The sequence below is a fragment of the Pseudomonas sp. FP1740 genome, assembly GCF_030687165.1.
GTDB lineage: Bacteria > Pseudomonadota > Gammaproteobacteria > Pseudomonadales > Pseudomonadaceae > Aquipseudomonas.
Window position 1 is genome coordinate 879,587 of the sequence record NZ_CP117461.1, and the last position, 16,816, is coordinate 896,402.

General features: G+C 60.5%; 12 protein-coding genes and 1 tRNA gene. 9 read left to right on the top strand and 4 right to left on the bottom strand.

The genetic code is table 11. The features are described 5' to 3' along the window. The first annotated feature begins 33 nt into the window (after nucleotides 1-33). Together pnp and PSH69_RS03820 are read left to right on the top strand one after the other, a co-directional pair. Complete coding sequence (pnp, locus tag PSH69_RS03815) at nucleotides 34-2,139, top strand: polyribonucleotide nucleotidyltransferase (protein ID WP_018929489.1); 2,106 nt, start codon at nucleotides 34-36, stop codon at nucleotides 2,137-2,139. A 226-nt stretch (nucleotides 2,140-2,365) separates the two neighbouring features. Continuing rightward, a tRNA-Thr gene (locus PSH69_RS03820) sits at nucleotides 2,366-2,441 on the top strand. A 10-nt stretch (nucleotides 2,442-2,451) separates the two neighbouring features. Here PSH69_RS03820 and PSH69_RS03825 read toward each other — a convergent pair. Further along, nucleotides 2,452-2,997 carry a hypothetical protein gene (locus PSH69_RS03825; protein ID WP_305412781.1) on the bottom strand — a complete coding sequence of 182 codons (546 nt, stop codon included), beginning with the start codon at nucleotides 2,995-2,997 and terminating at the stop codon, nucleotides 2,452-2,454. Between the two features lie 304 nt (nucleotides 2,998-3,301). On the opposite strand from PSH69_RS03825, the gene PSH69_RS03830 reads away from it, so the two are divergent. Continuing rightward, on the top strand, nucleotides 3,302-3,607 hold the full coding sequence (locus tag PSH69_RS03830; RefSeq protein ID WP_019582449.1) for a DUF6388 family protein: 306 nt from the start codon (nucleotides 3,302-3,304) through the stop codon (nucleotides 3,605-3,607). A gap of 52 nt (nucleotides 3,608-3,659) precedes the next feature. Here the strand turns inward: PSH69_RS03830 and nadC are convergent, their stop codons facing one another. Next, nucleotides 3,660-4,508 carry a carboxylating nicotinate-nucleotide diphosphorylase gene (gene nadC / locus PSH69_RS03835; protein WP_019582448.1) on the bottom strand — a complete coding sequence of 283 codons (849 nt, stop codon included), beginning with the start codon at nucleotides 4,506-4,508 and terminating at the stop codon, nucleotides 3,660-3,662. Between the two features lie 361 nt (nucleotides 4,509-4,869). Here nadC and PSH69_RS03840 point away from each other — a divergent pair, with 361 nt between their 5' ends. From PSH69_RS03840 to PSH69_RS30190, 4 genes are all read left to right on the top strand, one after another. Next, nucleotides 4,870-7,077 carry a DUF1631 domain-containing protein gene (locus PSH69_RS03840; protein ID WP_305411100.1) on the top strand — a complete coding sequence of 736 codons (2,208 nt, stop codon included), beginning with the start codon at nucleotides 4,870-4,872 and terminating at the stop codon, nucleotides 7,075-7,077. A 64-nt stretch (nucleotides 7,078-7,141) separates the two neighbouring features. Then, a complete protein-coding gene (gene ampD / locus PSH69_RS03845; protein WP_019651084.1) occupies nucleotides 7,142-7,717 on the top strand; it encodes a 1,6-anhydro-N-acetylmuramyl-L-alanine amidase AmpD in 576 nt (191 codons plus the stop codon). Then, nucleotides 7,714-8,550, top strand: a complete 837-nt coding sequence (gene ampE / locus PSH69_RS03850; RefSeq protein ID WP_305411101.1) for a regulatory signaling modulator protein AmpE — start codon at nucleotides 7,714-7,716, stop codon at nucleotides 8,548-8,550. The genes ampD and ampE overlap by 4 nt, the downstream gene beginning before the upstream one ends. Nucleotides 8,551-10,073: 1,523 nt before the next feature. After that, on the top strand, nucleotides 10,074-10,778 hold the full coding sequence (locus tag PSH69_RS30190) for a methyl-accepting chemotaxis protein (RefSeq protein ID WP_370695250.1): 705 nt from the start codon (nucleotides 10,074-10,076) through the stop codon (nucleotides 10,776-10,778). 141 nt (nucleotides 10,779-10,919) lie between these two features. Here PSH69_RS30190 and PSH69_RS03860 read toward each other — a convergent pair whose 3' ends face one another. Continuing rightward, nucleotides 10,920-11,696: a TatD family hydrolase gene (locus tag PSH69_RS03860; RefSeq protein WP_305411103.1), complete on the bottom strand. Its 777-nt coding sequence runs from the start codon at nucleotides 11,694-11,696 to the stop codon at nucleotides 10,920-10,922. A gap of 3 nt (nucleotides 11,697-11,699) precedes the next feature. After that, nucleotides 11,700-12,695, bottom strand: coding sequence for a catabolite repressor/activator (gene cra / locus PSH69_RS03865; RefSeq protein WP_064616145.1), 996 nt, complete (start codon nucleotides 12,693-12,695; stop codon nucleotides 11,700-11,702). Between the two features lie 301 nt (nucleotides 12,696-12,996). Between cra and ptsP the strand changes: the two genes are divergently transcribed. Next, the gene (ptsP, locus tag PSH69_RS03870) at nucleotides 12,997-15,864 is read left to right on the top strand and encodes a phosphoenolpyruvate--protein phosphotransferase (protein WP_305411105.1); all 2,868 of its coding nucleotides are present in this window, start codon (nucleotides 12,997-12,999) and stop codon (nucleotides 15,862-15,864) included. Next, a complete protein-coding gene (gene pfkB / locus PSH69_RS03875; RefSeq protein WP_305411106.1) occupies nucleotides 15,864-16,805 on the top strand; it encodes a 1-phosphofructokinase in 942 nt (313 codons plus the stop codon). The genes ptsP and pfkB overlap by 1 nt, the downstream gene beginning before the upstream one ends. The last annotated feature ends 11 nt before the right edge of the window (nucleotides 16,806-16,816 follow it).

The window sequence follows — 16,816 nt, forward strand, 5'->3', positions numbered from 1 at the left end:
TTCCCCCAAGAGCCACAAAGAAGGTAGGACACCGTGAACCCGGTAATCAAAAAATTCCAGTTCGGTCAGTCGACCGTTACCCTCGAGACTGGCCGTATCGCCCGTCAGGCCTCCGGCGCAGTATTGGTCACCGTTGACGACGACGTCAGCGTATTGGTGACCGTAGTCGGTGCCAAACAAGCCGATCCAGGCAAGGGCTTCTTCCCTCTGTCTGTTCACTACCAGGAAAAGACTTACGCCGCCGGCAAGATCCCTGGCGGTTTCTTCAAGCGTGAAGGCCGTCCTTCCGAGAAAGAAACCCTGACTTCCCGACTGATCGACCGTCCGATCCGTCCACTGTTCCCTGAAGGTTTCATGAACGAAGTGCAGGTTGTCTGCACCGTCGTTTCCACCAGCAAGAAGACCGATCCGGACATCGCTGCGATGATCGGTACCTCGGCTGCGCTGGCTATCTCCGGCATTCCTTTCGATGGCCCGATCGGCGCTGCCCGCGTTGCGTTCCACGAAAGCACCGGTTACCTGCTGAACCCGACTTACGAACAACTGAAAGCTTCGAGCCTGGACATGGTCGTTGCCGGTACTTCGGAAGCCGTGTTGATGGTTGAATCGGAAGCCAAAGAGCTGACCGAAGACCAGATGCTGGGCGCGGTACTGTTTGCTCACGACGAGTTCCAGGTCGTGATCAACGCCGTTAAAGAACTGGCCGCTGAAGCTGCCAAGCCGACCTGGGCCTGGGCTCCTCAGCCAGAAGCCACTGCTCTGCTGGGTGCTATCCGTGCCGAGTTCGGCGAAGCGATCTCCCAGGCTTACACCATCACCATCAAGGCCGACCGTTACGCTCGCCTGGGCGAACTGAAAGACCAAGTGGTTGCCAAGCTGTCCGGTGAAGAAGGCCAGCCTTCCGCTGCTGACGTCAAAGCTGCTTTCGGCGAAATCGAATACCGCACCGTTCGCGAAAACATCGTTAACGGCAAGCCACGTATCGACGGCCGCGACACCCGCACCGTACGTCCGCTGAACATCGAAGTGGGTGTTCTGCCGAAGACCCACGGTTCGGCACTGTTCACCCGTGGCGAAACCCAGGCTCTGGTCGTCGCGACACTGGGCACCGCCCGTGACGCACAGCTGCTGGACACCCTGGAAGGCGAGAAAAAAGACCCGTTCATGCTGCACTACAACTTCCCTCCGTTCTCGGTGGGCGAGTGTGGTCGCATGGGTGGCGCTGGTCGTCGTGAAATCGGTCACGGCCGTCTGGCTCGTCGTTCGGTTCAGGCCATGCTGCCTGCTGCCGACGTGTTCCCGTACACCATCCGTGTCGTGTCGGAAATCACCGAGTCCAACGGTTCGAGCTCCATGGCTTCGGTCTGCGGCGCTTCCCTGGCGCTGATGGACGCCGGTGTACCGATGAAGGCACCGGTTGCCGGTATCGCCATGGGTCTGGTTAAAGAAGGCGAGAAATTCGCCGTCCTGACTGACATCCTGGGTGACGAAGACCACCTGGGCGACATGGACTTCAAAGTAGCGGGTACCGCCAAAGGTGTTACCGCGCTGCAGATGGACATCAAGATCAAGGGCATCACCGAAGAAATCATGGAAATCGCTCTGGGCCAAGCCCTGGAAGCGCGCCTGAATATCCTCGGTCAGATGAACCAGATCATTGGCCAGTCGCGTACCGAACTGTCGGAAAACGCTCCGACCATGATCGCGATGAAAATCGACACCGACAAAATCCGTGATGTCATCGGTAAAGGCGGCGCGACCATTCGTGCGATCTGTGAAGAGACCAAGGCTTCGATCGACATCGAAGACGACGGCTCGATCAAGATCTTCGGCGAAACCAAGGAAGCGGCTGAAGCTGCACGCCAGCGCGTTCTGGGCATCACCGCTGAAGCTGAAATCGGCAAGATCTACGTAGGTAAGGTTGAGCGCATCGTCGACTTCGGCGCATTCGTTAACATCCTGCCAGGCAAGGACGGTCTGGTTCACATCTCGATGCTGAGCGATGCTCGTGTAGAGAAAGTGACCGACATCCTGAAAGAAGGCCAGGAAGTGGAAGTTCTGGTACTGGACGTGGACAACCGCGGCCGTATCAAGCTGTCCATCAAAGACGTAGCAGCGGCCAAGGCTTCGGGCGTTTAATTACCCCCGCGCCTGACCGTTGAACAGCAAAACGCCCCGACTGGTTCGGGGCGTTTTGCTGTGTGCAGGAAAAAGCTGAGCGTGGAATTTGGTGTGGCGAGGGAGCTTGCGCCCGCCGGGTTGCGAAGCGACCCCACTGTTTTACGACTGCTGCGCAGCCGAGCGGGAGCAAGCTCCCTCGCCACAAGTTGCCGGACCTCGAGACCAGTGCTAGGTTTAGCCCACAGCCCGTGTAGCTCAGCCGGTAGAGCAGCGCACTCGTAACGCGAAGGTCGCAGGTTCGATTCCTGTCTCGGGCACCATTTCCCCCGCTTACTTCACCTTTCTGCTCAGCTCCTCGACGGTGCGCTTGAGCTGATCCATCGCGCGATCCTGGTCGTTGATCTTCTGTTTCAGGCTGGAGATCTCGCTGTTGTTCGAGCTGGAGCTGGAACCGCTGTTGCGCTTGAGCTCTTCCACTTGTTTGGTGAGAGTGTTCACGTCGCGTTCCTGTTCATTGACCGTGCGCTTGAGATCATCAATCTCCTTGCTGCTGGAGCTGGTGCTGGAACCACTGTTGCGTTTGAGCTCTTCAATCTGACGGGCCTGTTCGCTGATGGTGCGCTTCTGGCTTTCCAGTTCGCTGGCATTGGCCTTCACGGTTTTTTGCAGGTTTTCCAGATCATCGATGCTGACACTGGTTCTGACGAGCGTGTCCTTGCCGTATGAATTGTGCAGGGCGGAGATTTTGTCGGAGTACAGCGAAGGGTCAGAGGCGACTTCGACAGCCGCTTGAGCTGCGCTGGCCAATGTCAGGCTGCCGAGCAGCAGGATAGCAGCGGCAAGACGGGTAGACGAAAGCTTCGAAAAACTGCGCATCACTGGGGTTCCTTGTGAAGTGCCGATATGGCACATCGCTATGACTTGGGATTTGAATTTATGTTCCCCGAGGTCCCCAGCATCTCTTGCGCACAGCTTTTTGCGGGATAGATGTAAAGAGCCGTGTAAATCGTCGGCAAAACGTCCTATATTCGTTGCCTGCATGAGCATCGCCCAGCAGTTTTCAGATGATCCCGAATGGTTCTGAAGGCCAGACAAACCGGGCTTCAAACGGTTTTTTTGCGTCAGAGAGATCCTTGATGATCCAGATCCATCTTCCATTCCCCAGATCAGCGAGAACGCCATGACCGTTAAAGAATTGACCCAAGAAGCCAGACACGAAGAAGCCCTGAAAAAGTACGTACTGGATGCACCCCAGTTACTGGAAGAGATCAAGGACTTGCCTGCCGACGATCAGAAGGACCAGATCCAGTGGGCGTTCGAGGATGAGGCAGAAGCCCAGGGTTTGCAGCCGTGGGAGCTGACGCTCAAGTACACCTCAAGCCCTGAAGAGTTCGAGGCCGCGCGCCTGGCACTGCACAAGGAGGCGGCCGAGGTGTTGGGCGTCGAGTGGGAAGAGTACTGCGAGATGAACAATCTGGTGGTCTGAAAAAAAACGCCAGCCTTCATGAGGCTGGCGTTTTTCATTATCAGGGGCCTGATCAGAGACTCAGTCGCATCGACAGGTCTACGGCCTTCACATCCTTGGTCATCGCACCAATCGAAATGTAATCCACCCCGGTTTGCGCAATCGGCAGCAACGTACTTTCGTTGATGCCGCCACTGGCCTCCAGTTTTGCCTTGCCGGCATTCAGGCGCACGGCTTCACGCATGTCATCCAGGCTCAGTTCATCGAGCATGATGATGTCGGCCCCCGCCGCCAGGGCTTCTTTGAGCTCCGTCAGGTTCTCCACTTCGATCTCCACCGGTTTGCCCGGAGCGATCTTGTGCGCGGCAGCAATAGCCTCAGGGATGCCACCGCAGGCGGCGATATGGTTTTCCTTGATCAGGAAGGCGTCATACAGGCCGATGCGGTGGTTGTAGCAACCGCCGCAGGTCACGGCGTATTTCTGGGCCAGACGCAGCCCCGGCAGGGTTTTGCGGGTATCGAGCAACTTCACTTGGGTTTGGGCGACGAAATCCGCCAGGTACTGCGCGCGCGTGGCCACGCCCGAAAGCAGCTGCAGGAAGTTCAGCGCGCTGCGTTCGCCGGTGAGCAGCGAGCGTGCCGGGCCTTCGAGGTGGAACAGCGCCTGATTGGGTTTCACCCGCTCGCCATCGCTCACCTGCCAGTGCACGGCGACCCGCGGATCCAGCTGCCGAAACACGGCATCGACCCATGCAGTGCCGCTGATGACGGCAGCGTCGCGGGTGATGATGGTGGCTTTGGCCAGACGTTCGGCCGGGATCAGTTGCGCAGTGATGTCGCCGCTGCCGATGTCCTCGAGCAACGCACGGCGCACGTTGGCTTCGATTTCGGCGGTCAAATCGGCGAGACGTAGATTCGGCATAACGGGCTCCACAAACAAAGTGGCCCGATTATAGGGCCATGGCGCGAGGCAACCCAAGGCATCAACAACCATCCCGTCGTTCGCAAACCTGCATTTGGTCGATTCGCGTGAGCAATTGACTCTAAGCAAGGGTCTTTCATAAACGTCTGTTTCTTTGGGGGGCGCAGAGTCTGCTGGCACAAGAGAGGTCTTTTGCAGATAATTCTGCCTTGCATTTGACGTCATAGCTTTGACGTACCTTTGGATTCCCGATTATTGAATGACAGCGGGTGGGCAATGTTCTCCGCTGAACGCCGGCCGTGTGGCCGGCGTGCTCGATCTTTCTTACCGAACCGAAGAATCACCGTTTCAGGAGGCTTGGATGCACAACGACGGGAATGTAGTGCCTTTGCACAAGGCGACTACCGATCAGGCGACTCATTCGCTGCTCGCCCGCCTGCCTGTGATTCTGCTTCAGGTTCGCGACAAAGCTGCCCAACAGCTCAAGCAGGGTTTGCAGGAGCTGTTCGATAACGCCGACGACACCTTGTTCGAAATGGCCGACCGAGCCCGGAACGATGTCGAGCAAAACATCTTCTTCGAAGCCATGCGCGATTTGCGCCTCAAGCGCAAAAATATCGAGCGCGGTTTTCTCGAGCAGTTCGTCGAGGCTTTCCTCAGACTCACGCAGTGCGACACCTCACAGGCTGCCTTGCCCCGGGCATTGGCTTTCGATACCTCCGTGTCGCTATCCCATGACGACATGGAGCGTAATGTGGCGGTAGAGGTCATGGTCGGCAAAGTGCTGAACCGTGATGGCTTCGCCCTCGACCAGCTCACCGCCCGACTGAGCACCTTGCTGGGCAAGAAACTGGTCGAACAGCACAACCCCCTGGGGCCGACGCTGCTCTGCGAGTATTTCCTGCAGGCGGGGCGCAACCTGGGGATGGAGATCAAGGTCAAACTGATCATCCTCAAGCTGTTCGAGCGCTATGTGCTCAGCAACGCCGATCAGCTCTACGCCGAAGCCAATCAACTGCTGATCGCCACCGGCGTGCTGCCGGACCTCAAGCCCGCCCCGGCGCGACGTGCCACCGATCGAGCGGCTGCCAGTGCTCACGCCGACCCTGTCGAGGCAGGGAGTCGCAGCGGCAATCCACAGATTGACGAGGGGGTGCAGGAAGTTTTCGCCGCCTTGCAGGAGTTGCTGCTCCATGTGCGCGGCAGCGTTGCGCCGACCCTGGAGGTCAGTGCCCAGACCCAGCCCATCTCCACCCGCGATCTGCTGCGACTGCTCTCGCACTTGCAGCAATACGTGCCGGCGCTGGCGGTTCAGGACGACTTCGACCTGCGTAACCAGCTCGAACTGCTGCTGACCCGGGTCAGCGTCAAAAGCGGCAGGTCGCGGGTGGTCGGGGTGGCTGACGAAGACGTGATCAACCTGATCGCCATGCTCTTCGAATGCATTCTCGATGACCGCAACTTGCCGGACTCCCTCAAGGCGCTGATCGGCCGCTTGCAGATTCCGATGCTGAAAGTCGCGGTGCTCGACAAGAGTTTTTTCAGCCGCAGCAGCCATCCCGCCCGGCGTTTGCTCAACGAGATCGCCGCGGCGGCCATGGGCTGGGGCGAGTGCGATGACCATCAGCGCGACAGTCTGTACCTGCGCATTGAGCAGGTGGTGCAGCGCTTGTTGAACGACTTTGTCGATGACCCGGCGATCTTTTCCGAACTGCTGGCGGATTTCCTCGCCTTCACCAATGACGAGCGTCGTCGCAGTGAATTGCTGGAGCAGCGCACCCGAGACGCCGAAGAAGGCCGCGCCAGGACCGAACTGGCCCGTCAGCGCGTCGAGCAGGCGTTGAATCAGGTGTTGGTGGGCAAGGTTTTGCCGCACAGCGTGGTGGTGTTTGTCCAGGAGGCCTGGAGCAAAGTGCTGTTGCTGACCAGCCTCAAGCACGGTGATCAGTCCGCCGAATGGCACGCCGATGTGCAGACCATGGAGCAGTTGATCTGGAGCGTGCAGCGCCATGACGAACCCGATGCGAGCCTGCGCTTGTTGGCGCTGGTGCCAGGGTTGCTCAAGTCGTTGCGCGATGGGCTGAACAGCTCGGCATTCGACCCGTTCGCTACCAGCGAGTTTTTCAGCGAGCTGGAAGCCCTGCACGTTCAACTGTTTGAACGTCCGAGCCAGAACAGCACGCCTGTCGAGGGGCCGATGATGGTCGAAGTGCAGGAGGAAATCGTGCTTCGCACTGCCGACGAAGGCCCGGTCGAAACGGCCTCGGTGCGTTTGCCGGAGGATGATGCCGCGCTACTGCAAGTCGATCAACTGCGCCCGGGGTGCTGGGTCGAGTTTCAGGAAGACGAAGAAAACACCCTGCGTTGTAAATTGACGGCAATCATTGAATCCACCGGCAAGTACATCTTTGTCGACCGTACCGGAATGAAAGTGCTGGAGCACAACCGTACCGGCCTGGCCCTGGAGTTTCGGCGTGGTGCGGTGCGCACGCTGGACGACACCTTGCTGTTCGATCGGGCGCTGGAATCGGTGCTGGGCAACCTGCGGCGTCTCAATCGCGGCAAGTGATCGCGCGCCGAGGGTCTATCGCGGCATACTGGGCGCCAACACAGTCGTCGTTGAAGGAGCCTGTATGCAGTTGGACCCCGCGAGTGGTTGGTGTCAGGGTGTGCGCTTATGCCCTTCGCCCAACTTCAATGCGCGCCCCGAGGGCGAGATTTCCCTGCTGGTGATCCACAACATCAGTCTGCCGCCCGCGCAGTTTCTGACCGGCAAGGTGCAGGAGTTTTTCCAGAATCGTCTGGATGTCACGGAACATCCCTACTTTGCAGGGATCGCCGACCTGCGAGTGTCTGCGCACTTTCTGATTGAACGTGACGGCACCGTCACTCAGTTTGTCTCTTGTCTTGAGCGCGCCTGGCACGCCGGCGTTTCGTGTTTCGAGGGACGGGAAACCTGTAACGATTTTTCCGTGGGCATCGAGCTTGAAGGCACGGATGATCTACCGTTTACCGATGCGCAATATCAAGTGTTGACGGCCCTGACCCGACAGTTGCAAAGCGCCTTCACGGGCATCACCGCGCAACGTATCTGCGGGCATAGCGACATTGCACCCGGGCGCAAGACTGATCCGGGACCGGCGTTTGACTGGGCACGCTATCGTGCGGCCCTGGCAAAAGCCGCTCAGGAAGAAGAGGAGCAACAATGAGTTTTCTGGTGCTGCTGTTAGCGGTATGGATCGAGAAATTCTCGGCCCTGCGCCATCGGGTTCAACGTGATGCGGGTTGGGTGCGCGAGCTGAACAAGCTTGAAGTGAGCCCACGCATGAGCAACCGTCCGTGGCTGATACTGGTGGTGCTGGTGTTGTTGCCGGTGGCGCTGCTGGGATTGCTGTTGGTGGTGCTGGACCCGGTGGCCTATGGCTTGCTGGCGTTGCCCGTGCACCTGTTGGTGGTGATTTACAGTCTGGGGCGTGGCGATCTGCTGGCCGGCCTGGGGCCGTTTCGCGATGCCTGGCGCCGGGAAGACCTGCAGGCTGCCGCCCATGTGGCCAAACGCGACCTGGATATCTGCGCCGACAGTGGCGAGCAACTGCTGGAACGGGTGCAGGGGCATCTGTTGTGGGAGGCCTATCAGAGCTTTTTCGCGGTGATCTTCTGGTACTTCCTGCTGGGCCCGGTCGCGGCCCTGAGCTATCGATTGCTGGCGCTGGCCGAAGAGCATGGGCAGAACCCGGCTGTGGTCGAGCGCGCGACACAACTGCGCCACGCGTTCGATTGGGTGCCGGTGCGGTTGCTGGCGGCGAGCTTCGCGCTGGTCGGCAACTTTGTCGCGGTCAGCCGGGTGATGCTGCATGAGCTGCTGAACTGGAACATCAGCGCCGCCCAACTGATCGAGAAGGTCGGACTGGTTGCCGGTGAAATTCCGGCGCCGGTGGTCGGCCCGGACGGCATCAACAGCCTGGACCGGATCTGGGAACTGCTGCTGCGCGCGGCAGTGCTTTGGTATGCCGGTTTTGCGTTGTGGACTGTTTTGTTCTGACTCCAATCTACGGACGCTTTTGTGGCGAGGGGGCTCGCCACAGGGGCTCATCCGCTCCAACAACGGCGACCTGTCGTTAACCTTAAGTTACAAAACCTCCTTCCGATTTAGGCTATACAGAGGCAGCGCCAATAGTGGCTATCTGCTGTCTCTGCGCGCCTGCCAATAAAAATAAGAAATCAAAGGGAGACTTCACAGTGAAGAGCTTGCTCTATCCCGCCGTCGCGCTGATGAACCGCCTGAGCTTCGGCATGAAGTTCAGCCTGATCAGCGTGCTGTTCCTCGTACCGATGCTGGTGACCAACTTCTATCTGGTGCGCGACTCCTATCGCGAATTCCAGGGCACCCGGATCGAGTTGCAGAGCCTCGACCTGTTGGGCAGCGGCCTGAGCCTGCGTCGGGACCTGGAGACCCTGAACAACCTGGTACAGATCAACGTCACCCTGGGCCAGTCCGGCAAGGCCAATCATGTCGAATCGACGGTCAGTGCCCTGGAGCAAAGCGTCCTGAGCCGTTTGCAGGGGTTGGCGGCGATGACCACTGACCCGGAGCAAATCACGTTTTTCGATGGCAAACGCGATGAAATGATCGCCGCGTTCAAGGCCCAGCAGGCGGAAAACTCCCTGCAAAGCAAAAGTGCGCTGATCGGCAAGTTGCTCGGTAACGCGCAGATTTTCAGCCAGATCATCGCCAGTCAGGCCGGCCTGAGCCGCGACAGCCAGAGCGACATGCGTCAGCTGAGCGAACTCATTACCAACGTCACGCCGGCCGTCACCCAGACACTCGGCGAGGGCCGGGCGATGGGGTCTTACTCGCTGGGGCAGGGTTTTCTCAATTCGGCCTCGAGTACCCGATTCGATGAGTTGCTGGCGCAGATCGAGAAACTTCAGGCCGAATACGGCCTGAAGTTGAAGGACGCACTGGGTTCCAGTAAAGCCGCTCACGAAACCCTGGCGGCTCAGGCAGAAAGCAGCAAGGCCTCCCTGAAAAAGGCCAGTGAACTGTTCGAAGAACAGGTGGTGATGGCCGACACCCTCGATGCGCCGTGGCAGGCCTTTTTCGATCAGGTCACGGGCCTGATGGACCAGACCTATCAACTCAACGAAGCCACCCTGAAGTTTCTCGGCACCCAGTTGCAGCAGCGGCTGGAGCAGCACCGTACCCACATGGTGTTGCAGGCGCTGGCGCTGGCGCTGGTGTTCGTGTTGATTTTTTACCTCTATGGCGGGTTCTACGCCTCGACCCGCACCACCCTCAAGCGTCTGGGCGCGGTGATGGACAAGGTGGCGGCCGGTGACATGACCGTAACCTTCAGCGCCAACAGCCGCGACGAACTGGGCGAGTTGGGCGAGGTGTTCACCGGTACCGTGAAGAAAATCCATGATCTGATCGAGCGAGTGGGGCAGACCGTCAGCGAGGTCGAGCGCCAGGCCGGGCAGGTCGAAAGCGTCTCCGCCCAGAGTAACCAGGCGGTGGCGGGACAGCGTACGCAGATCGAACAGGTCGCCACCGCGATGAACCAGATGTCGGCCACTTCCCTGGAGGTGGCGCGCAGTGCCTCCGCGGCCGTCAGCAGTGCCCACAGCGTCAATGACGAGACCATCAACGGTCGCGGATTGGTGGAGTCCCAGCAGGGCAGCATCGCGGCATTGGCCAGCGAAATCGATCAGTCGGTGCGGGTGATCAATCAACTGGCCAGCGACAGTCAGTCCATCAGTCGTGTGCTGGAGGTGATCAAAAGCATTGCCGAACAGACCAACCTGCTGGCCCTCAACGCCGCCATCGAAGCCGCCCGCGCGGGCGAGCAGGGCCGGGGTTTTGCGGTGGTGGCGGATGAGGTGCGGACCCTGGCCAAGCGCACCCAGCAATCGACCGAAGAAATCGAGCAGATGATCGCCAAGTTGCACAGCGGTGTCGGTGCGGCGGTCAAGGCAATGGGCACCAGCCATCAGATGGCTAGCGGCACGGTCGGGCAGTCGGAAAAGGTCCAGCAGGCGCTGGAAAACATCCTCGGCGCCGTCGGCATGATCGTCGACCAGAACCAGCAGATTGCCGCTGCGGTAGAGCAGCAGACCGCTGTGGCCCACGACATCGACCAGAACATCGTCGAGATCAACCGCGCCGGCGAACGTACCGCCGAAGGCGCCCACCAGACCGAGAATGCGAGCCGAGCATTGTCGGCGCAGGTGGTGGAATTGAAGCAATTGATCAGCGCTTTCCGGGTTTAAGCATGATCGTTCCCACGCTCTGCGTGGGAATGCAGCCCGGGACGCTCCGCGTCCAAAAAGCGTGACGCAGAGCGTTACAGGAGGCATTACCACGCGGAGCGTGGGAACGATCAGAGCAGATCAAATGTGGGAATCAACGGATTACCAGTTGAACAGCGCACAGGCATTGGCCGTGCTGGCGGCGGCCAGACGTTCTGGGCTGATCGCCATCATGGCGGCCAGTGCCTCGCAGATCGCTGGCAAATGGGCCGGGCTGTTGCGTTGGCCGGGGAACATGGCGGGGGCCATGTCCGGTGAGTCGGTTTCCAGTACCACCGATTCAAGGGGCAAACCGGCAATCACCCGGTGCATGCGCAAGGCCTGCGGCCAGGTCGCGGCGCCGCCGAGGCCGAGTTTGAAACCGAGCTTGATGTATTCGCGAGCCTCTTCCTGGCTGCCGGCGAAGGCATGAATGATCCCCGCCCGTTTCAAGCGAAACCTTTTGAGTGTGGCGATCACCGCTGCGTGGCTGCGTCGCACATGAATCAATGCTGGAAGATTGAAGTCCGCCGCCAGTTGCAGTTGGGCGTCGAACAGCGTTTGCTGACGTTCACGATCCAGAGTTTCGATGAAGTAATCCAGACCGATCTCGCCCACCGCGCATAGCTGGCGATGGCCCGCTAGCCGCGTCAGCCAGTCACCGAGTTCGGTCAAATTTTCGGGGCGATGGTCATCCAGATACACCGGGTGCAAACCAAACGCCGCGTACAGATCGGGATCGCTTTGCACCAGCTCCCAGACCCGCTGCCAATTGGCCCGATACACCCCCAGCACCACCATCCGCCGCACGCCGAGGGCGCGGCTCTCGGCCAGCAGCGCCTGACGATCCGGGTCGAAGTCCGGAAAGTCCAGGTGAGTGTGGGTGTCGATCAGTTCCACGGTTCAGTCCTGAAGAATACGCTGCTTGAACGTCCGCGCGATGGCCTGCACGCCGGGCTGGTAATCGGCCTGTTCGATGGCGGCCACTGCCAGTTCCAGGGCTTTGTCGGCGATCAGTTGATGCTGCTGGGCCATGGCGTTGACCGGCAGTGGCAGGAAGTCCAGCAACTGCGTATCACCGAAGGTGCCCAAGCGCAGCGGGCGGCTTTTCAGCGGGAAATCGTGCAAGGCATCGAACACGCCCTGAAGCAGCACGTAGGAGGTGGTCACCAGCGCATCCGGCAAATGGCCCAGGCGTTGGATCAATTCTTCCATCAGTTGTTTGCCGCACTCACGGCTGAACGACTCGCCGTGCTCGATCAGCGCCTCGCCTTTGAAACCGTTCAGCGCCTCCTTGAAGCCCGCTGCCCGCTCCTGGCTGATACTCAATTCAGGGCGTGCGCCGAGCAGCGCGATCTGTTTTGGCAGCGGGGTCAGCAGGCTGCGGGTCAGGTGCAGGCTGGCTTCGCGATCATCGCTGATCACCGAGCAGAAATGTTCGGGCTCCATCACCCGGTCGATGGCGATGATCGGAATGCCTTTGGCCTGCAACTGGCGATAGCTGTCGTCACCGGCTGGCAGGCAACTGGCGACGATCAGCGCATCGCAGCGGCGGGCGCGGAACAGTTGCAGCAATTGCCGTTCGCTGTCCGGCGCATCGTCGGAGCTGGCGATCAGCAGCTGATAGCCGCGCGCCCGGGCGCCTTGTTCCAGCAGTTTGGCGATTCGCGCGTAACTGGGGTTTTCCAGGTCCGGCAGAATGAAGCCCAGGGTGCGGGTGTGCCGACTGCGCAGCCCGGCGGCCTGCGGGTTGGGCGTGAAGCCATGTTGTTCGACCACTGCCCGCACGCGTTCGACGGTGGCGCTGCTGATGCGTTGCTGTTCGGCCTTGCCATTGATGACGTAACTGGCGGTGGTCACGGAGACACCGGCCAATTGTGCAATATCACTGAGTTTCAACCCGGTATTCCTTGTTTTTAGAGCGTGCCCCGACATTTTCGCCAATCCTACCCGATTGAGGCAGGCGACCATTGTCGCAGCACATCCGATAATTGGACTTCAAGGATGAGACATTATCGAGTAACGTGCCTAAGATTCTAGATTAAACGTTTCAGCAGGCGTATTTTCTACGTTATAGGTCGCTTTGGCCGGTTCTGCCGCGAAACCGCCAAAACTGCGTCTGAAAAGGTGTTCTCAAAACGCCTAAGCTGAATCAATCAAAACAATACCTGGCGTCACACGGCGCCAAAAAGGAGAAAGCATGCTCGAGCTCACCATAGAGCAGATATCCATGGGCCAGTCGGCTGTGGATAAAGCCACCGCCTTGCAATTGCTCGCTGACCGACTCGTGACCGATGGCCTGGTGGCCGACGGTTACCTTGCAGGCTTGCAGGCCCGGGAAGCCCAGGGCTCGACCTTTCTCGGCCAAGGTATTGCCATCCCCCATGGCACTCCCGAAACCCGCGATCAGGTATTCGCCACTGGCGTGCGGCTGATGCAGTTTCCTGACGGCGTGGACTGGGGCAATGGCCAGATCGTTTATCTGGCCATCGGTATCGCCGCCAAATCCGATGAACACCTGCGCCTGCTGCAACTGCTGACCCGTGCCCTCGGTGAAACCGACCTGGGCCAGGCCCTGCGCCGCGCCAGTTCCGCCGAAGCCTTGCTGAAATTGCTGCAAGGCGCGCCACAAGAGCTGGCACTGGACGCACAGATGATCGGCCTCGGTGTGTCCGCCGATGACTTCGAAGAGCTGGTTTGGCGCGGTGCCCGTTTGCTGCGTCAGGCCGATTGCGTGAGCAACGGTTTTGCCGGCGTCTTGCAGCAGGTCGAAGCGCTGCCGCTGGGCGATGGCCTGTGGTGGCTGCACAGCGAGCAAACAGTGAAGCGTCCCGGCCTGGCGTTCGTTACCCCGGACAAACCCATCCGCTACCTCGGTCAGCCGCTGAGCGGGCTGTTCTGCCTGGCCAGCCTCGGTGAAGCCCACCAGGCACTGCTCGAACGTCTTTGCGCGTTGCTGATTGAAGGTCGCGGCCATGAATTGGGCCGTGCCACCAGTAGCCGCGCGGTGCTGGAAGTCCTTGGCGGTGAAGTGCCGGCGGACTGGCCGAGCGCACGCATTGCCCTGGCCAACGCCCACGGTTTGCATGCGCGCCCGGCGAAGATCCTCGCGCAACTGGCGAAAAGTTTTGAAGGCGAGATCCGTATACGCATCGTCGATGGTCACGACAGCGCGGTGTCGGTGAAGAGTTTGAGCAAACTGCTCAGCCTTGGCGCCCGTCGCGGTCAGGTGCTGGAGCTCATCGCCGAACCGGTCATCGCCGCCGACGCCTTGTCGGCCTTGCTGGCGGCCATCGAAGAAGGCCTCGGTGAAGAAGTCGAGCCGCTGCCCGCGGTGAGCCAGCAGCGCGAAGTGCTCGTAGAGGTGGAGGTCACCGAAACACTGTTCGCGCCAGAGTCCGGCAGCCTGATTCAGGCGATTGCCGCGGCACCGGGGATCGCCATCGGCCCGGCGCATATTCAAGTGCTGCAAGTCATCGATTACCCGCTGCGCGGTGAGTCTGCGGCCATCGAGCGCGAGCGTCTCAAGCAAGCGCTGGCCGATGTGCGTCGTGACATCGAAGGTCTGATCGAGCGCAGCAAGGCCAAAGCGATTCGCGAGATTTTCATCACCCATCAGGAAATGCTCGACGACCCGGAATTGACCGACGAAGTCGAAACCCGCCTCAAGCAAGGTGAAAGCGCCGAAGCGGCGTGGATGACGGTGATCGAAGCCGCCGCCAAACAACAGGAAGCGCTGCAGGACGCGTTGCTCGCCGAACGGGCCGCCGACTTGCGCGACATTGGCCGTCGGGTGCTGGCGCATTTGTGTGGCGTCGAAACGCCTGCGGAGCCTGCGCAACCGTACATTCTGGTGATGGACGAAGTCGGTCCGTCGGATGTGGCGCGTCTTGATCCGACGCGCGTCGCCGGCATTCTCACCGCTCGCGGTGGTGCCACGGCCCACAGTGCGATTGTCGCCCGGGCCCTGGGTATTCCAGCACTGGTGGGCGCCGGCGCCGCCGTGTTGCTGCTGAAACCGGGCACGCCGCTGTTGATCGATGGCCAACGCGGCCGCCTGCACGTGGACGCCGATGCCGCGACCTTGCAGCGCGCCACCGAAGAGCGCGACACCCGCGAACTGCGCCTCAAAGCCGCCGCCGAACAACGCCATCAACCGGCGCTGACCACCGACGGCCACCCCGTGGAAGTGTTCGCCAATATCGGTGAAAGCGCTGGCGTCACCAGCGCGGTGGAGCAGGGCGCCGAAGGCATTGGCCTGTTGCGCACCGAACTGATTTTCATGGCTCATTCACAAGCACCGGACGAGGCCACCCAGGAAGTCGAATACCGTCGCGTACTCGATGGCCTGGCCGGGCGACCGCTGGTAGTGCGCACCCTCGATGTCGGTGGCGACAAACCGCTGCCGTACTGGCCGATCGCCAAAGAAGAGAACCCGTTCCTCGGTGTGCGTGGCATTCGCCTGACCCTGCAACGTCCGCAGGTCATGGAAGCGCAATTGCGCGCCTTGCTGCGTGCGGCGGATAACCGTCCCTTGCGGATCATGTTCCCGATGGTCGGCAGCGTCGATGAGTGGCGCCAGGCTCGGGACATGACCGAACGTCTGCGTCTGGAAATCCCGGTCGCCGATCTGCAACTGGGGATCATGATCGAAGTGCCGTCGGCCGCCTTGCTGGCGCCGGTCTTGGCCAAGGAAGTGGACTTCTTCAGCGTCGGCACCAACGACCTGACCCAGTACACCCTGGCCATCGACCGTGGTCACCCGACTTTGTCGGCCCAGGCTGACGGCTTGCACCCGGCGGTGCTGCAACTGATCGACATCACCGTGCGTGCGGCTCATGCTCATGGCAAGTGGGTCGGCGTGTGCGGTGAACTGGCGGCCGATCCGCTGGCGGTGCCGGTGCTGGTGGGCCTGGGTGTGGATGAGTTGAGCGTGTCGGGCCGCAGCATTGCCGAGGTCAAGGCACGCATTCGTGAACTTAGCCTGACCCAGACTCAAACCCTTGCCCAGCAGGCTCTGGCCGTGGGCAGCGCGAACGAAGTCCGCGCATTAGTGGAGGCGCTGTAATGGCCAAGATCTTAACCCTGACCCTCAACCCGGCGCTGGACCTTACCGTTCAATTGCCGGTGCTTGTGCCCGGTCAGGTCAATCGCAGCGACGAAATGCACACCCATGCCGCCGGTAAAGGGGTGAACGTGGCGCAGGTGCTGGCCGACCTCGGGCATCAGCTGACTGTCAGCGGATTTCTCGGGGAAGATAACCTTCAGGCGTTCGAAACCCTGTTCGCCAAACGCGGCTTCACCGACGCGTTTATCCGCGTCCCCGGCGAGACCCGCAGCAATATCAAACTGGCGGAAAACGATGGGCGCATCACCGATATCAACGGTCCGGGGCCGCGGGTCAGTGAAGCGGCGCAGCAGGCTTTGCTCGATCGGCTCGATCAGATTGCACCAGGGCATGACGCGGTCGTGGTGGCCGGCAGTTTGCCCCGTGGCGTGAGTGCTCAATGGTTGCGGGAGTTGATCCTGCGCTTGAAAAAACGCGGCTTGAACGTTGCGCTCGACACCAGCGGTGAAGCCTTGCGCGCCGGCATGTCGGCTGGCCCGTGGCTGATCAAGCCCAACACCGAAGAGCTGGCTGAAGCACTGGATTGCGAAGTGGTTTCCGTGGGCGCCCAAGCCGAGGCCGCGAGTCGTTTGCATGCTCATGGCATCGAGCACGTGGTGATTTCCCACGGTGCGGATGGGGTGAACTGGTTCAGTGTCGGCTCGGCGATGCACGCCACACCGCCCAAGGTCAGCGTGGTCAGCACCGTCGGTGCGGGGGATTCGTTGCTGGCGGGCATGTTGCACGGCTTGCTCAGTGCCGATACGCCTGAACAGACCTTGCGTACCGCCACCGCGATTGCCGCCATGGCCGTGACTCAGATCGGTTTTGGAATCGGCGACGCCGCGCAACTGGCGCAGCTCGAACAGGGCGTGCGCGTGCGCCCCCTGACAGAACAATAAGAGGGTTTGCA